Origin of the sequence: Paraeggerthella hongkongensis, from assembly GCF_003726035.1 — a bacterium.
GTDB lineage: Bacteria > Actinomycetota > Coriobacteriia > Coriobacteriales > Eggerthellaceae > Paraeggerthella > Paraeggerthella hongkongensis.
The window spans coordinates 1-22,964 of record NZ_QICD01000021.1 but is presented as its reverse complement, the minus strand read 5'-3'; the positions used below and the strand labels follow the sequence as shown (position 1 = coordinate 22,964).

The following is a 22,964-nucleotide window of genomic DNA, read 5'->3' as shown; positions in this document are numbered from 1 at the left end:
CCGGTCGAACTTGGCTAGACAAAAAAAAAGGGGGGGGGCAGCGGCGGGCGGAACAAGACCCGGAAATGGGCCGTCGCCCTTCCGTCTCGCGCGCCCCACCCCACCGCTGCATGCCTCGTCAGCTGCCGTTCGCCTCGCTGCCTCCGTCTCGACCGCTCTACGAAAGCAGGCGGCCCCGCAGCACGACGTGACGAACATTGAGGTCTTCGTCGAGCACGACAGCGTCGGCGATCTTTCCCGGCTGAATGCCGCCCCGATCGTCATCGATGCCGATAGCACGAGCCGGATTGACCGAAGCCGCCTTCACCGCGCTTGCCAAGGGGATGCCCATGTCCTTCACCGCCACACGAACGCAGCTCATAAGATCGGTATTCGATCCCGCAATCGTTCCGTCTGCAAGCGTGGCGCGATTGCCGTGCACGGTAACGCCCTGACCTCCCAGGGTGTACGTCCCGTCCGGCATGCCCGCGGCCATCATGGAATCGCTGATGAGGATCATGCGATCGTCCCCGAACGCAGCGAACAACAAGCGCACCATAGCGGGATGGATGTGCACGCCGTCGGCAATCAGCTCGGGAGTCACGTCCGCGCAATCGAATGCAGCGGCAATAGGGCCGGGCTCGCGATGATGCAGCGGCGGCATGGCATTGCACAAATGCGTCATATGGCGTGCGCCCGCCTCGATGGCCCTACGCGCGGTTTCGTAATTCGCTTTCGTATGGGCGATCGAGACACGGACCGATGGAGCAACCGCCTCGATGAACTCCAAAGCCCCGGGTATTTCGGGAGCCACGTCGACCAATTTGATAAGGCCGCCCGAACGATCCTGCAAACGCCCGAACATATCAACGTCGGGCCCATGCAGATACGCCGGATTCTGCGCGCCGATGTTGCCGGGCGAGATGTACGGCCCCTCCATATTGATGCCCACGAGGGCGGCCCCGTCAGACTTCTCTTCGTATGAGCCAGCGCAGTCCATCACGGGCGCCAGCACGCCTTCCGGGTAGGTCATCGTGGCAGGGCACATGGCCGTCACGCCGCATGAAGCCTCGTAACGAGCAAGCACGTCGAATGCCTCCTCGGTCCCTTCGCAGAAGTCGTGACCCTTGCATCCGTGGAAATGCACGTCGATCAAACCGGGGATCACGTAGCACCCCGCAGCATCGACGACCAAGGCGTCGGCTGCCGCAGAATCCGCGAACCGGCCGTTCTTCACGGCAACCTCACGCTCGACGAACCCTTCGCCGTCGAATACCTTTCCTCCCGTTATGAGCATTGCTCCGTCCTTTCCCGTTTTCGCCCATTCTCGCATCCGCAGGGCAAAAGAAAAGGATCTCCACCAAGCAAGCAGAGATCCCTTCGCGCAATCGACAAGCCGGCGCAAAACGCCGCGAGCAAAAGCACGCGAGAGTTTGCGCCAAGTGAAATCGGGTCTAGCCGATCAGCGCGCCCGCTTCCTTGTCGACGATCACCGTCACGTCCGGATGCAACTGCAGCACCGAAGCCGGAACCTGCGGCGTAACAGGGCCGAAGAAGGCGTCGCGCACGATCTGCGCCTTGCCTTCGCCGTTGGCCACCACCAAAACCTTAGCAGCGCGCATGATGGTGCCGATGCCCATGGTGTACGCCTCGCGCGGAACCTCGTCGATAGAGTCGAACAGACGGCTGTTGGCCTGGATGGTGCTCTCCGTCAGCTCGACCACATGCGTATCGACCGGAAAGCATTCGCACGGTTCGTTGAAGCCGATATGACCGTTGTGCCCCAGCCCCAAGAGCTGCAAGTCCACCCCGCCCTCACGAGCGATGGCCTCTTCGTACGCCGCGCATGCAGCATCGGCATCCGGGTTGGAGCCGTCGGGCACGTGCGTACGGGCAACGTCCACGTCCACGTGATCGAACAGGTTCTGCTGCATGAAGTAGCGATAGCTCTGATCATGCTGGGGATCCAAGCCGCGATACTCGTCCAGGTTGAACGTCGTTGCGTCGGCGAAGCTGATCTTGCCGGCCTCGCAGTCGCGAACCAGTTCCGCATACAACCCGATCGGCGTGGAGCCGGTTGCCAAGCCCAGCACGCAAGACGGATCGCCCGCAAGGCAGTCCGCGATGACGTCGGCCGCCTTACGGCTCATTTCTTCGTAGGTGTCGGCGATGATGATGTTCACTCTGCATTCCCTTCTAGGACAATAGGATCTCGACGGCTTCGCGCCGCCGCGCTTGCCGTCACTGGACGCTACGTCCAGAACTGCGCAGTCTCGATAATGTTCTGGTACGCCCAGTCGTACACGTCGGAGTACCAGCCAGTCTCAGGCACGAAGCACAGCAGCGCGCTGTACAGCACCGAAACGGTAACCAAGGTCAGCAGAACCTTCATGAGCAGATTCTGCGTAGTGGAGCCCGGAGCAAGGTTCTCGTTGACGATAAACGCCAGCAGCACCACGGCAGCCAAGAACATGAAACTGAAATCGGCATAGTACCGTTGCAGGATGCCGGCCATTTGCGCGTCGGCCAACGCCACGATAACGCCGCCCAGAAGCAGCACCATGATCACGCCCGCAATCGTGCGCGTCGAACGTTGGCTGATGCGCAGCTGCAGGATGCGCTTCGCAAACGGAAGCACCCACAACACGGGAAGGCACGCCAGTATTCCGCCGAAGGTTGCTTCCTTGATGGTCTGCCCCATATAGGTAGTCTCGAACGGCGCCGCCTGCAAATAGGGGAAAACGCCGGTCGCGCTCGGCGGCTGGAGGAAATACGCGAACAACGCCGGAGCGAGGCGTCCGATGTTCCACCCGCGCTTCGTCATGTCGTTCACCGTGAGGTTGTAGTTCGCTCCGAAATCGGTCAACGATCCGAATCGAGCATAGTTATACCCCATCAAACCAGCCGCAACCACCACGTAAGGACCGATAAGACAGGCGAATTCACGGGCGCCTTGGGCAGAGAACAGGCGGCGCTTCGTAATATAGGGCCTCCAGAACAGCGGGAACGCCAGCAGGGACAAAACGATCAGCTGCGGACGACATCCAACCACGAGCGCCATGCACAAAGAACCGATCAGGTACCATTTTTCGGGGCGAGAAGCGGCGCGCCCCTTCATCCAGAAGTACAGGCCCCAAACCGAAAACGCCAAGCCCAACGCAATGGGAAGCGAATAGAACGTGGGGAACTTGAGCAGGTACAGCACGCCGCAGCACATGACCAGAGGGATCTGCAACAACAGGTACAGTCCCAAGCTGACCTGCTTGAAGTGGTAGCGAGCAAAACGATCCAGCAATGCCGAACATCCCAAAACAAACGCCACCACGGCGATCAGGACGCCGATGGCAGTGGGAAAGCTCGCGCCCGTCAGCAAGTAGAACGGCAGGTAGAACAGCAGCACCGGCACCACGCCGAAGTACACGTAGTAATGCCCGTCGTGATAGGCGACATCGAAGAGGTACTCCTCCCCCGTTTCCTTTTGCGCCTCGTCGCGCGCGCCCTTGTCGTAGGGGTCGCTCATCTCCTGCAGCCACTGAGGCGGCTCCTCTTCAAGGTACAGCTGCCCGCGCGCCATGGCCTTCGCCAACTCGGCGTACTGCTGGGCATTGTCTCCACCCACTTCGAAAGAGTTCACAAGGCTGACACCGTCCCAGGAACCGCTGTTGTAATCTTTCGTCGCCACGCCCACCAGATTCGATCCCAAGAACAGGAAGGAGCCGAGCAGGCACACCTCTATGGCAACCGTCGTCACGATCGCAGCCTTCGACTTGCGCGGTTCATCGACGATGCGCACGCGATATATGGCCGAGCGAGGCCTGAAAGCGAACGCCAACGCCAAAAGAGCTGCGGTTATCGTAAAGCGGGTCATGTTGAAATCGAAGGGATGCCGTGCGTTGATGCACAAGTCGGAAAGCTTTATGGGGTACTTGACGTCGTCCCCTACGATCTCGATACGAAGATTGCCCACCAAGCCCGTAGTGTTGAGGTTGATGTACTCGCTTTGATCGGACAGCGTCGACACCGACACGTTCGGAACGCCTGCAGTGTATTCGGTCGAATCGAAATACGTATGATGCGCATCGTCGGTGAATTGGATCTTGACGGAAAGCTCCTGAGCAGGCTGGCGATAATCGAAATTCAACCATATGTTGTGCACTTCGGTATTCAGATTCGAGAATTCCAGCACATTGTTCACCGCAGTGATCTGGTATTGCTTGTCTGCAGTCTCGCGCAGCTGAAGCTTATCGTTCAGAGAGATCGTGTTGTAATTTGCCGAGGTGAAGTAATTCACGTTGAACAGAAACGTCTCCAGAAGAAACGCAATGGCAAGTATGGCGAACGCGCTCTTGGCAATATGCAGAACCGTCGCTCGATGAGAGCGCATGAAGGTGCCGTACGCATAGGCTATGTTGCTTCGAACGGTTGGCATAATGAAATAGGATTATAGAGGAAAAAACAACGGATGGGGCAGATCAGGCCCCATCCGTCGGCAATACCACGAGAAAGTCGTGCAGATGTTACAGTTCGAGCGCCTGTTTGACGTCAGCGTAGACGACATCGGCATCGCGATCACCATCGATGGACACCAGCAGATCGCAGCCGCGATAGTAGTCGATAAGTGGAGCCGTGGACTTCTCGTACACGTCCAAGCGGTTGCGCACCGTAGCCTCGTTGTCGTCATCGCGCTGGTACATTTCGCCGGAGCACTTCGGGCAAGCGGCATCCGCGACGGATCCGATGCAGCCGCACTCGCGGCACATGCGACGCGACGTCAGACGCTTCACGATAACCTCGGAGTCGACGTCGATGAGCAAAGCCGCATCCAGCGGGCGCTCCAACTTGGAGAGCTCGGCGTCAAGCGCAACGGCCTGCGCGGACGTGCGCGGGAAACCGTCCAGGATAAAACCCTTCTCGGTATCGGGATCTTGCAAGCGCTCGGTCACCAGACCGATGATGACTTCGTCGGGCACCAGGTCGCCTGCGTCCATGTAAGACTTAGCCTTCTTGCCCAACGGCGTGCCGGCCTTCACGGCCGCGCGCAGCATGTCGCCCGTCGAGATGTGCGGCGTACCGAACTCTTCGACCAGCTTGGCAGCCTGAGTTCCCTTGCCAGCGCCCGGCGCGCCCAACAACACGATGTTCATGATGTGATTTCCTTTCGACTTACAATCGATGCGCCGTATTGTACCAAACCGCTTAGACCCCCGCGCATATTTCAACAGAAAGACAGGCTGACGGCTTGTTTACGATCTGGCAACCTGCCGCAAAAACCGAGAACCGCATTGCAAGGATTCCCGATTCTGCACGAAATGTTGCGTTCGGAAGGCACCAGCGCTCCTTGCAGCCCCTCCCTTTAAGCACCGAAGTCCATGAGTCCAGCTCGCAGAAAGAAGGTTCGCGGAAGCGCCGAATCGCTCGCAACATTGGAGCAATAACCGTGCAAACAAAGACGGCATCGTGCTGGCTGCTTGGCATCTGACGACACCCGACGGCATTTGTCAGCGGTTTTTTGTACAAATTTTGTACACGGAGGACGTTTTTGGGCACAAAAAAGCCCCGGCAAACCCTCTGGCCGGGGCTTTTGCTTTTACAAACAGGCTACTTGAAGAAGCCGTCGTAGTTGTGCATCTTCAACTGGCTTTCCACCTTGTTCATGGTGTCGAGCGCAACGCCGATCATGATGAGGATCGACGTGCCACCGAACGCCTGAACCAGCGTGTTGCCCGTGAAGTGGAAGATGATCGTCGGTACCACTGCGATGACCGCGATGAAGATGCCGCCCGGCAACGTCACGCGATGCAGTACGTTCTTTATGTACGTAACCGTAGCGGAACCAGGGCGCACGCCCGGAATGAAGCCGCCCTGCTTGCGCAGGTTGTCGGCCGTCTCGTCCGGGTTGAACACCATCGAGGTGTAGAAGTACGCGAAGAACACGATCAACAGCACCGTCAGGATCCAGTTCACCCAGCCAGACGAGATGGCGTCGGCCACCATGGTCAGCCATTCGACGTTGAAGAGCGCCGCCAGCTGAGCCGGGAAGTAGATCAAGCAGCTTGCAAAGATGATCGGGATAACGCCCGCCGCATTCACCTTCAAGGGAATGTAGGTGGACTGACCGCCCATCATCTTACGACCCTGCACGCGCTTGGCGTAGTTCACCGGAATACGGCGTTGAGCGCGCTCCACGAAGATGATCGCAGGAATGCATGCCAGAACCACTACCACGATGAGCGCCGTCACCGCAATGCCCATAGCCGTGTCGGCCGACAGGTTCACCGAAGAGAAGATGGCGGAAGGCACGCGACTCACGATGCTCACGAAAATGATGAGCGACATGCCGTTGCCCACGCCGCGCTGCGTGATGAGCTCGCCCATCCACATGATGAACGCCGTACCCGCCACAAGCGTGAACACAACGAGGATGTCGGTCACGAATTCGGGGATCTCAGTCGAGAACACCACGCCGTACTGAGGAGACTTGAACAGCAGCAGATAGCCGATAGCGTTGATCAGGCCTAGGCCCAGCGTCAGGTAACGCGTAACCTGCGTGATCTTGCGACGGCCCGTTTCGCCCTCTTTCGCCCAGCGGCCCACGGCAGGAATGACGCCCTGCATCAACTGCATGATGATCGACGCAGTGATGTAGGGCATGATGCCCAACGAGAACACCGAGAAGTTCGACAACGCGCCGCCGGTGAACAGGTCGAGCATGGTCATGGACACGCCCGAATCCGCAAAGGAATGCGCAAACTCGTTGAACGGGATGCCAGGCACCGGCACGTACGCGCCGAAACGATACAGCGCGAGGATGCCGAGCGTGAACAAGATCTTCTTGCGCAGCTCAGGTACCTTGAATGCATCGATGATAGAGCTTAGCAAGGCTCTTCGACCTTTCCTCCGGCCGCCTCGATCTTCGCCTTGGCGGAAGCAGACACCTTGTCAACCTTGATCGTGAGGGCCTTCGTGATTTCGCCGTCGCCCAGAACCTTCACCAGCGCGTCAGCATGCTTGATGACGCCCTTGGCCTTCAGGCTCTCGCCGTCCACCACGTCGCCAGCCTCGAAGACTTCCTCAAGACGCTTGACGTTGACGGGCAGGTACTCGACATGGTTGATGTTCTTGAAGCCAGGCAGCTTCGGCAGACGACGCGCAAGCGGAGTCTGGCCACCCTCGAAGCCAACGCCCTTAGCGCCGCCGGCACGGGACTTCTGGCCGTTCATACCACGACCGGAGGTCTTGCCGGTGCCGGATGCAGGGCCGCGACCAACGCGCTTACGAGCCTTACGAGAGCCTTCTGCCGGCTTGAGATCCTTGAGTTCCATTGAATTTCTCCTTCATTCGCTTTTCCGAGCCCTTGCTCGGTGTTGGCAGCTCGCCGCCAACAAACTTCCAATAACATCTTATTGACGCCTCATATTCTCCCGAAGCGCCAATCAAGCATTGTAGCGCAATGCAGAGCATCCTGCGCGAGGTTTTGCCCGCGCAGGATGCAAGTGCGCCGGCCAAGAGCCGACGCACCGTAGTTTAGATCTCTTCAACCTCGACGAGGTGCTTGATCTTGAAGATCATGCCGCGGACGCAGTCGTTGTCCACCTGCTCGACCGAACGGTTGATCTTGCCAAGACCGAGGGCGCGCAACGTGGCACCCTGATCCTTCTTGTAGCCAATGGCGCTCTTGACCTGCGTGATGCGCAGCGTCTTCTTAGCTTCTGCCATTATTTCTGCTCCTTCCAGCCGTAGATCTGAGCAACGGACAGGCCGCGACGCTCAGCAACCTCCTGGGGGCTCTCCATGTTCTTGAGACCCTCGGCGGTGGCCTTGACCACGTTCATGACGTTGTCAGTGCCCAGCGACTTGGTGAGCACGTCGGTCACGCCAGCCAGCTCCATGACGGCACGAGCAGCGCCGCCAGCGATAACGCCGGTACCGGGCGTAGCCGGCTTGATGAGCACGCGACCAGCGCCGAACTCGCCGATGATCTCGTGCGGAAGCGTCTTCTCGGCGGTCAGAGGCACGGTGAACATGTTTTTCTTCGCGTCCTCGACGCCCTTCTTGATGGCGATGGGCACTTCCTGGGACTTGCCCATGCCCACGCCGACGCGACCGTTGCCGTCGCCAACCACCACAAGCGCGGTCAGCGCGAAGCGGCGGCCACCCTTGACGACCTTGGACACGCGGTTGATGTAGACGACGCGCTCCTGGAGCTCGGGGACCGCGGCGTTGTCTTGTTTGTTACGAGCCATAAGACATTTACCCCTTCTAGAATTTCAGGCCTGCTTCGCGAGCAGCATCGGCCAAAGCCTTGATGCGCCCGTGATACAGGTTGCCGCCACGATCGAACACGACCTCCGTAATACCGGCGTCCTGTGCCTTCTTGCCAGCGATCTCGCCCAGAGCAGCAGCGCCCTCGACGGTCGCGCCGCTCTTGCCCGTGGCCTTGAAGTCCGGACCGAGCGTGGAAACGCCGCACAGGGTCTTGCCGGCGACGTCGTCGACGAACTGCACGTAGATGTTGCTGTTGCTGCGCGTAACGCAGAGGCGGGGGCGAACCGGCGTGCCGGAGATCTTCCCGCGCACGCGACGATGGCGGCGAGCCAGCGCAGCTTGCTTTTTCTGAAGCTTCTTCATGATAATCCCTTCGATCAGTTACGCTCGCGCGCCTAGTCCTTGCCAGCCTTGCCAACCTTGCGGCGGACGTGCTCGCCCTCGTAGCGAATGCCCTTGCCCTTGTAGGGTTCCGGCTTACGCCACTTGCGGATGTTCGCCGCCACCTGGCCGACCTGCTCCTTGCTGATACCGGACACGATGATCTCGGTCTGGCTCGGCACCTCGAACGTGATGTTCTCGGGGGCCTCTACCAGCACCGGATGGGAGAATCCCAGCTGCATTTCGAGATCCTTGCCCTTGAGCGCGGCACGGTAGCCAACGCCGACGAGCTGCAGCTTCTTGGAATACCCGTTCGAAACGCCCTCCACCATGTTGGAGACGAGCGTACGCGTAAGACCGTGCAGGCTCTTCGCTTCGCGGCTGTCGTTGGGGCGAGAAACGATGATCTCCTCGCCTTCCTGAACGATGGTCATCATGGGGCTGAACTCGCGTGCGAGCTCGCCCTTCGGGCCCTTCACCGTCACGGCGTTGCCGTCGATGATCACTTCGACGCCGGCAGGAACGGTAACGGGCTGTTTGCCGATACGAGACATATCAAACCTCCCTTTCCTACCAGATGTACGCGACGACTTCGCCGCCGATGCCCTTTTTGCGGGCATCGCGGTCGGTCATCACGCCGTTGCTCGTCGAGATGATGGCAGTGCCGAGGCCGCCGAGGACGCGGGGCAGCTCATCCTTGCCGGCGTAGATGCGCAGACCCGGCTTGGAAATGCGCTTGATGCCGCGGATGGTCTTGGCCTTCTTGTCACCGTACTTGAGCGTGATCTCGAGCGTAGCGCGCGGCTCGCCGTCGATCACGTCATAGCCCTGGACATAGCCCTCTTCCTGCATGATGCGGGCGATCTCGACAAGCTTCTTGCTCGACGGCATGGAAACCGTCGTCTTGCCGGCAGAGTTTGCGTTACGCACGCGCGTAAGCATGTCTGCGATAGGGTCGGTCATGGTCATAGTTGATTTCTCCTTTGGTTCGTGATGAGCCGAGCGGTTCGGTTCGTCGGCGCCCATAACGCCTCCGCCTGAACCGTGGCACACCCATGCGTACCTTTACCTGTGGCTTACCACGAAGCTTTGGTCACGCCGGGCAGTTCGCCTTTGTTGGCCAGCTCGCGCAAGCAGACACGGCACAGGCCGAACTTGCGGTAGTAGGCGCGGGGACGTCCGCAGCGCGTGCAGCGATTGTGCTGGCGCGTCGAGAACTTCGGCTCGCGCTTGGCCTTGGCGACCATCGATTTCTTAGCCATGCAAATCCTTCTTTCTTATATCCAGCCTTCCTGGCTTAATCGGAAGGCTCGAGAGCACGTTTCAACGCAGACCGCCGAACCAGCGGCCTTAGGACGGACAACGAGAGTGTTATTCCTTATCCTTGAACGGGAAGCCCAGCGCGTCGAGCAGCGCGAAGGCAGCATCGTTTTCTTCCGCCGTGGTCACGAACGTGATGTCCATGCCGCGCGTGCGGTCGACCTTGTCGTAGTCGATCTCGGGGAAGATCAGCTGCTCGGTGATGCCCATCGTGTAGTTGCCGCGACCGTCGAAGCTGGTCGGGGAGATACCGCGGAAGTCGCGCACGCGAGGCAGAGCGGTCGCCAGCAGACGATCCAGGAACTCCCACATGCGGTCGCCACGCAGCGTGACCTTGCAGCCGATAGGCTGGCCCTCGCGCACATGGAAGCCAGCGATGGACTTCTTGGCACGCGTCACGCAGGGCTGCTGGCCCGTGATGATGCGCATGTCGTTCATGGCGGAGTCGAGCAGCTTGTGGTCGCCGGCAGCGGCGCCCACGCCCATGTTCACGACGATCTTCTCAAGACGCGGAACCTTGTTGATGTTGTCGACGCCCAGCTCTTTCTCGAGCTTGGCAACGATCTCGGTGTTGTACTTTTCCTTCAAACGAGGAGCAGTCATGCTTTCAATCCTTTCGATGAATTAAACGCAGGATTTCCGACCCTGCGTCCCTAGCCGCATTCGACCGGGGCCATAACCTCGGAGGGGCCCGGCGTTGCCGCCGCGGCTCCTCCGTTGCTTATTCTAGTCGATATCCTTGCCGCACTTCTTGCAGACGCGGACTTTCTTGCCCTCGTCGGTGAAACGCTTGGACACGCGGGTGGGCTGCTTGCAGGCCGGGCACACCAGCATCACGTTCGACACGTGAATGGGAGCCTCGACGGATGCGATGCCGCCCTGAGGGTTCTGCTGCGTCGGACGCAGCGCCTTCTTGACGACGCCGACCTTCTCGACAACCACACGCTGCTTCTGCGGAAGAGCGCGAAGAACCGTGGACTCCTTGCCCTTGTCCTTGCCGGACAGGACCTTCACCTTATCGCCCTTTTTGATGTTCATGCTATTCATTGGCGCACACCTCCTTAGAGCGTCTCAGGTGCCAGGGACACGATCTTCATGTACTTCTTATCGCGCAGCTCGCGAGCAACGGGCCCGAAGATACGCGTGCCGCGGGGGGCGCCGTTCGTATCGATGAGCACGGCGGCGTTCTGGTCGAACTTGATGTAGCTACCGTCGTTGCGACGCACTTCCTTCTTCACGCGCACGACCACGCAGCGCACCACATCGCCTTTTTTGACGTTGGTGTTCGGCGCCGCTTCTTTGACGCTGCAGATGATGACATCGCCCAGTCCTGCGTAACGGCGCTTGGAGCCGCCCAGGACCTTGATGCACTGCACCTTGCGAGCGCCGGAGTTGTCGGCCACTGCGAGCATGGTTTGCATCTGAATCATTGCTTTAACCTAACTTTCATCTCGGTAGTCTGAAGCGAATATTCGCGTCGGACTACTTGGCCTTCTCGACGATCTTCACCAGACGCCAGCGCTTCATCTTAGACAGCGGACGGGTCTCCATGATCTGGACGGTATCGCCGACGCCAGCCTCGTTGTTCTCGTCGTGGGCGTGGAACTTCTTCGTCGTCGTCATCATCTTGCCGTACACCGGATGCGGCTTGCGCTCCTTGACTTGCACCACGCAGGTCTTGTCGTTCACGGCGCTTACAACGACGCCCTGACGGACCTTACGGGAGTTGCGATCTTCGCTCATGTATATCCAACCTTCCTTACCGACAAGCCTAAGCGTTCAGCTCGCGGGCGCGCATTTCGGTCTGAATGCGTGCGATGTCCTTTTTGACCTGCTTCACGCGGGCGGTGTTGTCAAGCTGGCTCGTAGCCATCTGGAAGCGCAGGTTGAAAAGCTCCGCGCGCGCTTCCTTGAGTTTCGCCTGCAAATCGTCGGCAGACAGCTCACGGATCTCTGCTGCTTTCATTTATTCCTGCCCTTCCGTTTCCTTGGAAACAATCTTGCACTTGATGGGCAACTTGTTGATGGCCAGACGAAGCGCCTCTTTGGCGGTTTCCTCGTCGACGCCGGCGATTTCGAACATGATGCGGCCGGGCTTAACGACCGCGACCCACGCCTCGGGGTTGCCCTTGCCGGAACCCATGCGGGTTTCAGCCGGCTTCTTCGTGATCGGCTTGTCCGGGAAGATGGTGATCCAAACCTTACCGCCACGCTTCATGTGACGGGTCATGGCGATACGAGCGGCCTCGATCTGGCGGTTGGTGATCCAATGGGCCTCAAGCGCCTGGATGCCGTATTCGCCGTGATTCAGGCGGGTACCGCCCTTGGCCTGGCCCTTCATGGAGCCACGCTGCACCTTGCGGTGCTTAACGCGCTTAGGTACGAGCATTTACTTCGCCCTCCTATCGTTACGATCGTTGCGACGGGGACGGCTCGGACGGGAGCTGCCCTCGAGCGCCGGCTGCGGCGCCTTCTGGCCAGGCATCACTTCGCCGTGGTACACCCACACCTGCACGCCGATGGAACCCATCGTGGTAGCAGCGGTGGCGAAACCGTAGTCGATCTTGGCACGCAGCGTGTGCAACGGCACGCGACCCTCGCGATACCACTCGCGACGGCTCATCTCAGCGCCGCCCAGACGGCCAGAGCACTGGATACGGATGCCCTTGGCACCGCTTTTGCGGGCGGATTGAACAGCCTTGCGCATGGCGCGACGGAAGGCAACGCGGCCCACCAGCTGCTCGGCCACGGACTGAGCGATCAGCTCTGCGTCGAGCTCGGGGCGCTTGACCTCGATGACCTCGATGCTGACGGGGCCGTTGGCAACCTTCTCCAGCTTCTTGCGCAGAGAATCGATCTCGGCGCCCTTCTTGCCGATCACAACGCCCGGACGAGCGGTCGTGATGATGATCTTGATCTTGTCGCCGGCGCGCTCGATCTCAACCTTGGAGACGGCGGCACGGGCAAGGTGCTTGTCCAGGAATTTCCTGATGGCCAAGTCGTTTTCCAGGTTCTTGGCGTAATCCTTGTCGGCGTACCAGCGGCTACGCCATTCCTCGGTGATGCCAAGGCGGAACCCGGTGGGGCTTACTTTCTGACCCATGCGGCTTATGCCTCCTCTCGCGGTGCAACGATGATGGTGATGTGGCTCGTGCGCTTGCGAATGCGCGACGCGGAACCCTTAGCGCGCGGACGAATGCGCTTGTACGTGGGGCCTTCGTCGGCGAAGGCCGTCTTCACGACGAGCGTCTCGGGACGCACGTGATGCTGGTTCTCGGCGTTGGCCACAGCGGAGTCGAGCACCTTGGCAACGACTTCGGCGATAGCGCGGTCCGAGAACAGCAGGATCTCGCGAGCAGCAGGCACAGACTTGCCGCGGATCAGATCGATGACGATGCGCGCCTTACGGGGCGAAACGCGGACGTAGCGTGCAGTAGCTTTAGCTTCCATTGTTCACCCCTTCTATTTCTTCTTGCCCTTGTCGGCGGAGTGACCCTTGAACGTGCGGGTCGGGGCGAATTCGCCCAGCTTGTGGCCGACCATGGATTCCGTAACGTATACCGGCACATGCTTGCGGCCATCATGGACGGCGATGGTGTGACCCACCATGTCCGGGAAGATGGTGCTCGAGCGCGACCAGGTCTTAACGACGTTCTTCTCGCCCGCCGCGTTCATTGCCTCGATACGACCGAGAAGGCGCGGTTCAACGAAAGGACCCTTCTTCAAACTTCTACTCACTATTACTCCTTAACGCTTTGCGCTACTTCTTGCGACGGCGGATGATCAAGCGGCTCGAAGCCTTCTTGGGATTGCGGGTGCGATGGCCCTTCGTGGGAACGCCCCACGGGGTGACCGGGTGACGACCAGCGGACTTGTTCTTGCCCTCGCCGCCGCCGTGCGGGTGGTCGACCGGGTTCATGACGGTACCGCGGACGGAGGGACGGATGCCCTTCCAACGGTTACGGCCGGCCTTGCCGATCTTGATGTTCGAGTGCTCGGCGTTGCCCACTTCGCCCACCGTTGCGCGGCAGGTGATGAGCACGCGACGCATTTCGGAGGAAGGCATGCGCAGGATGGCGTAGTTGCCTTCCTTGCCCATGAGCTGAATGCTGGTGCCGGCGGAACGGGCGATAGCGGCGCCCTTGCCCGGCTGCAGCTCAACCGCGTGGATGAGCGTACCGACGGGGATGTTGGCCAGCGGCAAAGCGTTGCCCGGCTTGATGTCGGCCTCGACGCCGCTCATGACCATATCGCCCACGCGCAGCCCCTTCGGGTGCAGGATGTAGCGCTTCTCGCCGTCGACGTAGTGCAGCAAGGCGATGCGGGCCGAGCGGTTCGGGTCGTACTCGATGGTAGCGACCTTCGCGGGCACGCCGTCCTTGTTGCGCTTGAAGTCGATGATGCGGTAACGGCGCTTGTTGCCGCCACCCTGGTGGCGGGTGGTGATGCGGCCGTAGTTGTTGCGACCTGCCTTGTTAGACAGGGGCGCAAGCAGGGACTTCTCCGGCTTGTCCGTCGTGATCTCGGCAAAATCCGAGACCGTCTGGAAGCGTCGGCCGGGGCTGGTCGGCTTGTACTGTTTGACTCCCATTTCTTTCCTTTCTGCGGGTTATCGCTCGCACGCCTCTCCGTACACCGAAAACCCTTTGTCTCTTCGTGGCTCCGATTGCCTCCGGGAACCTTGGGGAGGCTGGGCCCCCGTGACTCCGGTATGCCACGCGCCCGGGTGTATCCATCAAAGTCCAGACGCAACCGAGAATTATACGCAGAATCCGCTGTTCTTTCAAGAAGTATTTCCTGATGGCCATTCAAGGACCCCCTCGCACACAACCTGAACACAAGACACGCAAGCAGGATCCGCCGAGCGCGGAATTTGTCGGGAGCGGCGGGGTTGCGAACTGCGGCGGCGGCTTGTGCGGGGGTTTTGGCGGGACGGACTGCGGCGGGACGGACTGCGGCGGGACTACATCCAGGTTCTGTCAAAACGGACGAGTTTTGCTGGTCCTCAAACAAGGATAAAGAAGGCGTGTAAGCCCGTGAACTGGCACTTTGCAAGACGCCCCTGCAGGCTCATCGGTTCGGAAGCGAAAAATCGCCGCAAAACTCGTTCGTTTTGACACGACGAAGCGCAGCGGCCGGCGAATGGGCATCTATGGCAATTCGCGCCCAAAAAGCGGCAAGCAGCGCATGGAGTCCTTTGCCGTACCATGCGGCGAAAGCGCCCGCGCTTCGCCGTGCGAAGGGATACAATGCTGTGAAGACTGAAGCGAGCTTTACCGTTCGACCGGCACCACCGCGAAGAAAGTCAGCCGCCCATGACATGGAACACCCTGCCCGAAATCGTCGCCCTCATCGTGGTGCTCGTCATTTCGGTGTACTCTTGGAAAAGCCGCGACGTCCCGTCGTTCAAAAACCGGATGTTTCGCGCATGCCTGGCAACAACGATAGCGGCGAGCGTGGCGAACCTGGTCTCGGCGTACCTCATCATGTACGCGCCCCAAAGCCTCTGGGCGCTCACCTGGGCGGCGACCGCTGCTCATTTCGCGCTGACGCCCTTTCTGGCCGCCATGTACTTCTACTATGCCGCGGCAGTGGTAAGCGAAGCCCGGCCGATAAGCCGCGTCGCGCTGCTGCTGTGCGCGCTCCCCTGCCTTGCGTACGCCCTCTGCGTTGTCGCCAATGCCGCAACCGGCTGGTTTTTCTTCATCGACGATGCCGGCGTCTACTATCGCGGGCCTTACTACCACGCAGCGTATGCGGTGGCGTACTTCTACTGCATGGCCTGCATCCTCGTCGTAGCGGTCGCCCGCACGTCCCTGCGACCGGATGCGCGGAAGATACTGGTCGTGTTCCCGCTGCTGGCCGTCGTCGTGGTCTTCGTGCAGCAGTTGTTCCCCAATCAGCTTCTGTCCGGATCGGCTGCAGCATGCACGCTGCTGATCATCTATCTTTATCTGCAGAACAAGCGCCTCTCCATCGACCTTTTGACGGGCATCCCCAACCGTCAAGAATTCCTGTCCATGGTATCGCTGCTGCACGATCGAAACCGACCGTTCTCCGCCGTGCTGGTATCGCTCTCGAACTTCAAGTTCATCAACGACCGATTCGGAAACGACAACGGCGACCGTCTTTTGCAGGAATTCGCCGGCTTCTTGGACTCGATCAAGGGAAGGGCGAACCTGTACCGCTACGGCGGAGACGAGTTCGCGTTCGTGCTCGACGGGCGATCTTGCGAACATGCCGACCTGGAAACTGCAACCAGGCGCTTGCTCGACGATCTGAAGCGATGCCTGGGAGCGCCCTGGCATCTGGGAGAGCACGCCTATTCCGTCAACTTCGTCATGGGAACCGTAGCCTACCCCGCCGTTGCGAGCAATCCCCACGATGTGACAGCCGCGCTGGAATACTCCGTCGAGCGGGCGAAAGATCTTGAACCGGGCGTTGTCTGCACCTGCTCGCACGGCATGATCGACGAGATACACCGCCGCAGCGCCATCGCCGACATCCTGCGCAAAGCCATCGCAACGAGAAGCCTGAGCGTGCAATTCCAACCCATCTGGGAAGAAACGGCAGGCTAATTCGTTGCAGCGGAAACCCTATGCCGCCTCGCCGACAGCCAGCTTGGGGCCATACCCCCCAGCGAGTTCATCCCCATCGCCGAGCAAACGGGACTCATAACGAGCCTGACGGGCATCGTCCTCGACGAGGCATGCTCGTTCGTCGCAGCGTATCTTGCCGCGCATCCGAACACGTCTTTTCGGGGCGTCTCCGTGAACTTCTCCGCGGTGCAATTCATGCAGAGCGACCTTGCCGAAACGGTGCTCAAGACCGTGCGCGAGCACGGCATACCGCCCTCGTTCCTGCGCATCGAGGTGACCGAGAGCGCTATCGCGGCGAACCCCGACATGGTCCATGCGTTCATGGACGACATGAACGCACAGGGGGTGCGCTTCTACCTTGACGATTTTGGAACCGGCTATTCGAACGTCGCGCTGATGCTCGAGCTTCCCTTCGATGTGGTCAAGCTGGACAAGAGCATACTGAAAGCGGCTTCCGCCGGCCATCAAACATGCCTGTTCCTGGAGCACTTGGTGGCATGCTTCGCATCTACGGGATCGTTCGTGCTGTGCGAAGGCGTGGAAACCCCCGAGCACCGCGCGCTGCTCAACGACTGCGGCTGCACGCTCATGCAGGGCTACCTGTTCTCGAAGCCGCTGCCGGCAGACGAAGCGGCGGCGCTGATCGCCGCGCACGACCGAAGCGAATGAGGCATACCGCGTAAAAAGGCCCCCAACCGGAACGGTCGAGGGCCTTGTCTCGTCGAATCGCCGAAACGGATCGGTTGCGCGCTATTCGGCGACAGCCGGCTGCTCCACGTTCACGATAGCGTGCTCGAGAAGCCAGCGGTTCGCTTTCATGCGCTCGGCAGCCTCACGCAGAGCGAAGCCACGACCGCTCTCCTCCATTTCGCGACGAGCGGCCTTCGGATTTTGGGGGTTCATCTGACGGCAAGCCGCCTCGATGTCCTCGTCGGTCAGCGTCATCTTTTCATGGCGGAACAAAGCGTCAAGAGCGTAGCCCTGCACAAGCATTTCTCGCGTCTGCATCATGGTCATCATACCGAACTGCTGCTCGCCGCCCTGGCTTTCCACGAATTGCTCGAACGGAACGCCCTGCTGCTGAAGCTGACCGCGCAGGTTCGACATGAGCGTGGAGCGCATGGACTCGTACACTTCGTCGGCGATGCGGCCCTGGAAGCGCTTGCCCAGCTCTGCTGCGACCATCTGCATCTTGAACCCTTCGTACTGCGCCATGTAATCAGCGTGAATGCGATCGGCGATGCCCCCGCGCAAAGCTGCAGCGTTGCGGTACATGGGCATGTTCTTCTCCACCCATGCGTCGTCGATCTCCGGCACGATCTTTTTCTGGATCTCTTTGATCGTCACCGTGCAGTCCATCGTCTCGACCTGCTCGCCTGCGCCGGTGGGGAGTTCGAACGAGAACGACTTGGTCTCCCCCACCTCCATGCCCATGAGGTTGCTCTCGAACGCTTCGGGCATCAAGCCCATCCCCATCAGGTACGTGCGGCCGTCCGTCGACAGGTTGTCTATGCGCTTGCCTCCCTGGAACGCCTCGAGCGCCAGCATCATGCTGTCGCCGGCACCCACAGGATGGGGCTCGTCGGCCACGAACTCCGCGTAGCTCTCAGCCATCTGCGCAATCTGCGCGTCAACTTCGGATTCGGGAACTTCCAACGACGGAACGGTGATGGTTACCTGGTCGTACGAGGTCAGTTCGTACTCCGGCTTAGGAGCAACGCGCAGTTCGAACGAGAACGTCTGACCCCGCTTGAGAGGCTCTTTTGCTTTCGGCTGAGGCGGATACGCCGGCATGATGTTGCGCTTGTCGATCGCGAACGGCACCAGATACTCGATAGCCTGCTGCTGCACGATAGCGTCAAGATCCTTGATGCCCATCTGCTCCTCGACGGCCTGCGCCACCGGCTTGCCCGGCTGAGGCTGAATCCCCATCTGCTGGGCAAAACCGTACTGGGCCATGGTAAGCGCATGACTCACTTCCGCCGTGGAAACAACGGCGTCGAGCAGGATAAGCCCGTCTTCGAGCTTCTTCTCAGTTACCTTCATAAGGGGTCCCCTTCTGTAGCGATCGTCAATGGGCTATTGTAGCGCATTACTCGTTGGACTTGAGGCTTTCGACCATGTCGATGCGGGCTAGTTTGCCGCGCATAGCCAGCATGACCAGCAAAGTAAACAGCATGGTGAGCAAAAACGCCCATAAGAAGCTCAGCGCGTGGATGGTGCGGCCGAACATCACCTGGTCCACCTCGGCCGTCACCACGACGAACCCCTCCATCCACACGCCGAGCACCAAGCCTACCGCGCAGCCGATGGCAGCCAGCAAAAACGTCTCGCGGAAGATGTAGGCGTTCATTTCGCGCGGAGTGAATCCGAGCACTTTGAGCGTGGCGATCTCGCGCATGCGCTCGGTGATGTTGATGTTCGTGAGGTTGTACAGCACGATGAACGCGAGTGCGGCGGCGGCAACCACCAGCACCACGACGATCATGTTCACGCTCGAAAGCATGTCATGGTACGCGTCGATGGTCTCATCGTTGCTGGCCACCGTCTTCACGCCGTCGGTTGCCTGCAGCGTTTCAACCAGGTCCGCGCGCGCCGAAGAATCCGTGGACGCAATGGTCAGGACGGTCGAAAACGTAGGGGCCTCCCCCGTCAGGCGCTCGTAGAGCTTCGGGCCCATGAACGCGTAGTTGTACACGTAATTTTCCACCACGCCGGTAACCGTAGCCTCGTACGACGTGTTGGTGGCGTTGCCAATAGAGTCCTGCTCGGTCAACCTAACCGTATCGCCCGCCGAAACCCCCAGTTCATCCGCCAGCTTCTCGGCCAGCACCAAGCCGTCGTCGGCAAGCTCGACCGGATGGTGGCCCACGCGTGTACGCAAATCGAAGAATTGCCGGAACGAGCCCGGCTCTTGAGGGACTACCAGCTCTATGCGCACGTCGGATTTGCCGGGCCCGCTTGCCAACAGGTTTTGGCGATCCACCGCAGCGTGCCCGCTTGCCAAACGCGAATCATCCAGCACGGCGTCTACGGCCTGACGGCTTTCCTTCGACGCGTCGTCATCGAGCGTGATGGTCACGTTGTACTTGGTCAGATCGCGGAACTGCTTATCGATGATGTCATTGATAGCGTCGGACAGGCCAAGCCCCGTCAACAGGAGCGCCGTGCATCCCGCGATGCCGATCACCGTCATGACGAAGCGCTTCTTGTAGCGGAAAAGGTTGCGAAACGTCACCTTCCACGTAAACGAAAGGCGCTTCCACAACGGAGTGGCCCGTTCGAGCAGGATGCGTTTGCCGGCCTTCGGGGCGCGCGGCAGCATGAGCAAAGCAGGGCGCTCGCGCAGCGTCGCGACCGCAGCCGCCAGCGTGGCCGCCAGCGTGACCCCAACGCCCATGCCGGCGGACAGCAGCGCGAAGAAGGGATCGATCGGAAGCGGGATCGGCAGGTTGGGCACGAAGTAGATGATGCCGTAAGCCCTCATAATGACCGCCGGCAGCACCTGCGACAGCACCGCAACGCCCACGAGGCTGCCCGCGCCGCTAGCTACCGCGGCATAGACCAGGTACTTCCCCGCGATCCGCCCCCTCCGGTACCCCAGCGCCTTGAACGTGCCGATCAGCGCGCGCTCCTCCTCCACCATGCGCGTCATGGTAGTCAGCGCCACCAGCGCGGCCACCAAGAAGAAGATGAAGGGGAACACCTGCGCGATGCTGTCCACGCGGTTCGCGTCGGCTTCGAAGCTGGCAACGCCGTAGTTCGCGTCGCGGTCCATGACCATCCACTCGGGAGCAGCCAGGTCGTCGATCTGCTTTTGGGCCTTGGTCAGCTGGCGCTCGGCATCGGCCAGCTTGTCGCTCGCCTTGGTTTTCTGGCGTTCGTACTCGGCAAGGCCGCTCTGGTAATCAGCTTTGCCCTGCTCAAGCTGGCTGCGACCGCTTTCCAGCTGGGCGGCAGCCGCCTCAAGCTGCCGCTGCGCAGCGGCTATCTGGGCATCCGCCTGCACGCGAGCGGCCGACAGCTCCGATCGCGCCTGATCGAGCTGCTGCACGTTTGCGTCGAACTGCGCTTTTTGCTGGTCGAAAGCAGCTTGCTGCCCCGCAAGAGCCGATTGCGCGGCGTCGACCTGGCGCTGCTGCGCCTCAAGCTGCTCGCGCGCCCGATCGAGCGCGGGCTTCTGCGCGTTCAAGGCGTCGAGCGTGGCCTGGGCGCTTGCAAGCGCCGTCTGGGCGGCCGCCTTTTCAGCCTGAAGCCTCTCGATTTCGACCGGATCGGTTACGGTCTGCAGCTGTTCCTCCAGGAAGGCGATGCGGGCGTTCAGGTCGGTGATCGACCGCTCTGCCTGGTGCACGCCCGCATCGAGCGCGTCGGACTGCTGCTGCCACCGGGCCTGTGCGTCAGCCAGCGCATCCGCTCCCTGCTGCCACTGGGCCCACGCATCCTGCAGCTGCGCAGACGCCGCCTCGATGCGCGGGCGAGCTTCGTCGACTTGCGCTTGGCCGTCGGCTATCTGCTGCTCGGCGCTCGAAAACTGCTGTCGCGCGCTCTCCTGCTGCTCGGCAAGCTGCGCCGTGCCGCGATCGTGCTCGACCTGGCCGTCGGCGAGCTGCTGCTCGCTTTGGGCGATGGTCGCAGCCGCGTCGTCGAGCTGCCGCTTCGCCTGGTCAAGCTGCGATTGCACTTCCATCTTCTGCGATTCGTATTCCGCGCGCTTCTGATCGAGCCGCTTCTGAGCTTCTTCTTTCAGGCCGTCCACGCGCGCCTGCTCGCGCTCGGGAGCTATCTCCTTGATGCGATCTTCCACCGCGGCCACGCGCGCGTCGTACGCCTCGCTCGAGGCACGCTCGTCCGCTGCGCCCTTTACGGTGACGAACGCCTCCGTAAAGGGAAGGTCTGCCGAGAAATCGCTTTGCGGAACGTACATGAACTGCTGGATGGAGCCGGTTCCCAGCGTGGTCGAGCCCATGCTCGACGATGTGGCGTAGTACGGAGCGTTCACGAGTCCGACCACTTTGTACGTGCGCGTTGTCAAAGTCTCGTCCACGTCTTGAACGCCCTCGACAACGGTAACGGCATCGCCGATGCGCGCGCCCGAGTTCACCACAAGATTTGCCGACAGCACGCACTCGCCCGCTCGCTCCGGCCACGAGCCCTCCACCAGGATGGGACGGTTGAGGTAGTCGGGATCATCAGAGCGCGCATGCACGCCGTCGGACGTGTCGCTTTCGGACGCGGACGCAGGCAGCGAATGCACGCGCGTAGCGTATTGCTCGTCGCCAACGCGAACCATGACGTCGGTTTCGTACGCGGGCATAACGGACTCCACGCCGTCCACCTGGCGCAACGCGGCGATATCGGCATCGGTGAGGCCCATCGTCGACAGAACGCGCACGTCCATCAACGCCGTGCCGTCGAAGAACTCGTCGGCAGCCAGCTTCATGTCCGGAGCCGTCATGCGAAGGCCGGCGTAGAACCCCGTCCCTAGAGCAACGATTGCCGCAATGGCCAAGAAGCGCCCGAGCGAATGGGTGATCGAGCGAACCGTTTCTTTGGCGAACGCGTTTTTCATAACGGACCGACTACCACTCGAGGTATTCGGCGGATACGGGCGATTCGTTCACCTGCGCGCTGGCTACGCGACCCTCGCGAATATGGATGACGCGATCAGCGATGCTGGTGAACGCCGAGTTATGCGTGATGAGCACGACGGTTTTGCCGGTGTTGTAGCACGTGTCCTGCAACAGCTTCAGAATAGCCTTGCCCGTTTGATAGTCGAGCGCCCCTGTGGGTTCGTCGCACAAAAGCAGCTTCGGGTTCTTCGCCAGGGCGCGCGCGATGGCCACGCGCTGCTGTTCGCCGCCGGAAAGCTGCGCCGGAAAGTTGTCCAATCGATGCCCCAACCCCACCTGAGCAAGCACCGTAGCCGCGTCAAGCGGGTCCTTGCAAATCTGGCTGGCAAGCTCCACGTTTTCAAGCGCCGTCAAGTTTTGCACCAGGTTGTAGAATTGGAACACGAAGCCGATGTCGTAACGCCGATAGTACGTGAGTTCCTTTTCGGAGAAGGCGCTGATCTCGCGGCCGTCCAACATGATGGTGCCCGACGAGCACCCGTCCATGCCGCCGAGCATGTTCAAAAGCGTCGTCTTGCCGGCGCCGGAAGGACCAACCACCACCACAAGCTCACCGCGTTCGATGTCGAAGGTCATGCCGTCGACGGCGGCCACTTCGACCTCGCCCATGCGGTACACCTTGCGCACATCGCGAAACTCAACGAATGCCACGGCGGCTCCTTCCCTTGCGATTGTTCCGAACCCTCACGATACACCAACGACCCTGCCCGTACCAGCTGCGGACGCGCTTCCGAACCAATTCGACAACCACGCGGCAAGACGGGCGCGCGGGCGGGTGGAAGTGCGG

The 22,964-nt window shown here is 60.6% G+C and carries 26 protein-coding genes and 1 pseudogene; 2 read left to right on the top strand and 25 right to left on the bottom strand.

What is annotated here, in order from left to right; genetic code table 11:
* Positions 1-157 precede the first annotated feature (157 nt).
* The 22 genes from nagA to rplB all read right to left on the bottom strand — a co-directional run bounded on the left by nagA (position 158) and on the right by rplB (position 14,536).
* Positions 158-1,276, bottom strand: a complete 1,119-nt coding sequence (gene nagA, locus DMP08_RS09390) for an N-acetylglucosamine-6-phosphate deacetylase (protein WP_123192642.1) — start codon at positions 1,274-1,276, stop codon at positions 158-160.
* A gap of 157 nt (positions 1,277-1,433) precedes the next feature.
* Positions 1,434-2,162 carry a glucosamine-6-phosphate deaminase gene (nagB, locus tag DMP08_RS09385; RefSeq protein WP_123192641.1) on the bottom strand — a complete coding sequence of 243 codons (729 nt, stop codon included), beginning with the start codon at positions 2,160-2,162 and terminating at the stop codon, positions 1,434-1,436.
* Between the two features lie 68 nt (positions 2,163-2,230).
* On the bottom strand, positions 2,231-4,363 hold the full coding sequence (locus DMP08_RS09380) for a cytochrome C oxidase Cbb3 (RefSeq protein ID WP_244596904.1): 2,133 nt from the start codon (positions 4,361-4,363) through the stop codon (positions 2,231-2,233).
* Positions 4,364-4,496: 133 nt separating this feature from the next.
* Positions 4,497-5,123: an adenylate kinase gene (locus DMP08_RS09375; protein WP_123192639.1), complete on the bottom strand. Its 627-nt coding sequence runs from the start codon at positions 5,121-5,123 to the stop codon at positions 4,497-4,499.
* Between the two features lie 454 nt (positions 5,124-5,577).
* On the bottom strand, positions 5,578-6,858 hold the full coding sequence (gene secY, locus DMP08_RS09370; RefSeq protein ID WP_123192638.1) for a preprotein translocase subunit SecY: 1,281 nt from the start codon (positions 6,856-6,858) through the stop codon (positions 5,578-5,580).
* Positions 6,852-7,301 (bottom strand): 50S ribosomal protein L15, encoded by a 450-nt coding sequence (gene rplO, locus DMP08_RS09365; RefSeq protein WP_123192637.1) that lies wholly within the window; start codon positions 7,299-7,301, stop codon positions 6,852-6,854. The genes secY and rplO overlap by 7 nt, the downstream gene beginning before the upstream one ends.
* A gap of 202 nt (positions 7,302-7,503) precedes the next feature.
* Positions 7,504-7,695, bottom strand: a complete 192-nt coding sequence (gene rpmD / locus DMP08_RS09360; protein ID WP_114567146.1) for a 50S ribosomal protein L30 — start codon at positions 7,693-7,695, stop codon at positions 7,504-7,506.
* A complete protein-coding gene (gene rpsE, locus DMP08_RS09355) occupies positions 7,695-8,222 on the bottom strand; it encodes a 30S ribosomal protein S5 (RefSeq protein ID WP_114567145.1) in 528 nt (175 codons plus the stop codon). The genes rpmD and rpsE overlap by 1 nt, the downstream gene beginning before the upstream one ends.
* A gap of 16 nt (positions 8,223-8,238) precedes the next feature.
* A complete protein-coding gene (gene rplR / locus DMP08_RS09350; protein WP_114567144.1) occupies positions 8,239-8,607 on the bottom strand; it encodes a 50S ribosomal protein L18 in 369 nt (122 codons plus the stop codon).
* Positions 8,608-8,639: 32 nt separating this feature from the next.
* Entirely contained in the window at positions 8,640-9,179 is a 540-nt protein-coding gene (gene rplF / locus DMP08_RS09345; protein WP_114567143.1) for a 50S ribosomal protein L6, read from the bottom strand.
* Between the two features lie 16 nt (positions 9,180-9,195).
* Positions 9,196-9,594 carry a 30S ribosomal protein S8 gene (rpsH, locus tag DMP08_RS09340; protein ID WP_114567142.1) on the bottom strand — a complete coding sequence of 133 codons (399 nt, stop codon included), beginning with the start codon at positions 9,592-9,594 and terminating at the stop codon, positions 9,196-9,198.
* A gap of 107 nt (positions 9,595-9,701) precedes the next feature.
* Positions 9,702-9,887, bottom strand: coding sequence for a type Z 30S ribosomal protein S14 (locus DMP08_RS09335; RefSeq protein ID WP_009306343.1), 186 nt, complete (start codon positions 9,885-9,887; stop codon positions 9,702-9,704).
* 109 nt (positions 9,888-9,996) lie between these two features.
* A complete protein-coding gene (gene rplE / locus DMP08_RS09330; RefSeq protein ID WP_114567141.1) occupies positions 9,997-10,548 on the bottom strand; it encodes a 50S ribosomal protein L5 in 552 nt (183 codons plus the stop codon).
* Between the two features lie 123 nt (positions 10,549-10,671).
* Complete coding sequence (gene rplX, locus DMP08_RS09325; RefSeq protein WP_123192636.1) at positions 10,672-10,992, bottom strand: 50S ribosomal protein L24; 321 nt, start codon at positions 10,990-10,992, stop codon at positions 10,672-10,674.
* 14 nt (positions 10,993-11,006) lie between these two features.
* Positions 11,007-11,375, bottom strand: coding sequence for a 50S ribosomal protein L14 (rplN, locus tag DMP08_RS09320; protein WP_114567139.1), 369 nt, complete (start codon positions 11,373-11,375; stop codon positions 11,007-11,009).
* A 52-nt stretch (positions 11,376-11,427) separates the two neighbouring features.
* Positions 11,428-11,688: a 30S ribosomal protein S17 gene (rpsQ, locus tag DMP08_RS09315; protein WP_123192635.1), complete on the bottom strand. Its 261-nt coding sequence runs from the start codon at positions 11,686-11,688 to the stop codon at positions 11,428-11,430.
* Between the two features lie 28 nt (positions 11,689-11,716).
* Positions 11,717-11,911: a 50S ribosomal protein L29 gene (rpmC, locus tag DMP08_RS09310; RefSeq protein ID WP_080803034.1), complete on the bottom strand. Its 195-nt coding sequence runs from the start codon at positions 11,909-11,911 to the stop codon at positions 11,717-11,719.
* Entirely contained in the window at positions 11,912-12,334 is a 423-nt protein-coding gene (gene rplP, locus DMP08_RS09305) for a 50S ribosomal protein L16 (protein WP_114567137.1), read from the bottom strand.
* Positions 12,335-13,048: a 30S ribosomal protein S3 gene (gene rpsC, locus DMP08_RS09300; protein WP_114567136.1), complete on the bottom strand. Its 714-nt coding sequence runs from the start codon at positions 13,046-13,048 to the stop codon at positions 12,335-12,337.
* A 5-nt stretch (positions 13,049-13,053) separates the two neighbouring features.
* The gene (rplV, locus tag DMP08_RS09295) at positions 13,054-13,395 is read right to left on the bottom strand and encodes a 50S ribosomal protein L22 (RefSeq protein WP_114567135.1); all 342 of its coding nucleotides are present in this window, start codon (positions 13,393-13,395) and stop codon (positions 13,054-13,056) included.
* Positions 13,396-13,407: 12 nt separating this feature from the next.
* Complete coding sequence (gene rpsS, locus DMP08_RS09290) at positions 13,408-13,683, bottom strand: 30S ribosomal protein S19 (RefSeq protein ID WP_123192634.1); 276 nt, start codon at positions 13,681-13,683, stop codon at positions 13,408-13,410.
* 22 nt (positions 13,684-13,705) lie between these two features.
* Positions 13,706-14,536, bottom strand: a complete 831-nt coding sequence (gene rplB / locus DMP08_RS09285) for a 50S ribosomal protein L2 (protein WP_114567133.1) — start codon at positions 14,534-14,536, stop codon at positions 13,706-13,708.
* A 724-nt stretch (positions 14,537-15,260) separates the two neighbouring features.
* On the opposite strand from rplB, the gene DMP08_RS09275 reads away from it, so the two are divergent.
* A complete protein-coding gene (locus DMP08_RS09275) occupies positions 15,261-16,523 on the top strand; it encodes a GGDEF domain-containing protein (protein WP_123192632.1) in 1,263 nt (420 codons plus the stop codon).
* Positions 16,524-16,538: 15 nt separating this feature from the next.
* Positions 16,539-17,213 (top strand): annotated as a pseudogene (locus DMP08_RS09270) (EAL domain-containing protein); the annotation flags it as partial.
* An 81-nt stretch (positions 17,214-17,294) separates the two neighbouring features.
* Here the strand turns inward: DMP08_RS09270 and DMP08_RS09265 are convergent.
* Genes DMP08_RS09265 through DMP08_RS09255 form a run of 3 tightly spaced genes read right to left on the bottom strand, consistent with a single transcriptional unit; the run spans position 17,295 to position 22,828 of the window.
* Positions 17,295-18,590 (bottom strand): trigger factor, encoded by a 1,296-nt coding sequence (locus DMP08_RS09265; RefSeq protein WP_123192630.1) that lies wholly within the window; start codon positions 18,588-18,590, stop codon positions 17,295-17,297.
* A gap of 46 nt (positions 18,591-18,636) precedes the next feature.
* A complete protein-coding gene (locus DMP08_RS09260) occupies positions 18,637-22,116 on the bottom strand; it encodes an FtsX-like permease family protein (RefSeq protein WP_123192629.1) in 3,480 nt (1,159 codons plus the stop codon).
* Between the two features lie 10 nt (positions 22,117-22,126).
* The gene (locus tag DMP08_RS09255; RefSeq protein ID WP_123192628.1) at positions 22,127-22,828 is read right to left on the bottom strand and encodes an ABC transporter ATP-binding protein; all 702 of its coding nucleotides are present in this window, start codon (positions 22,826-22,828) and stop codon (positions 22,127-22,129) included.
* Positions 22,829-22,964 lie beyond the last annotated feature (136 nt).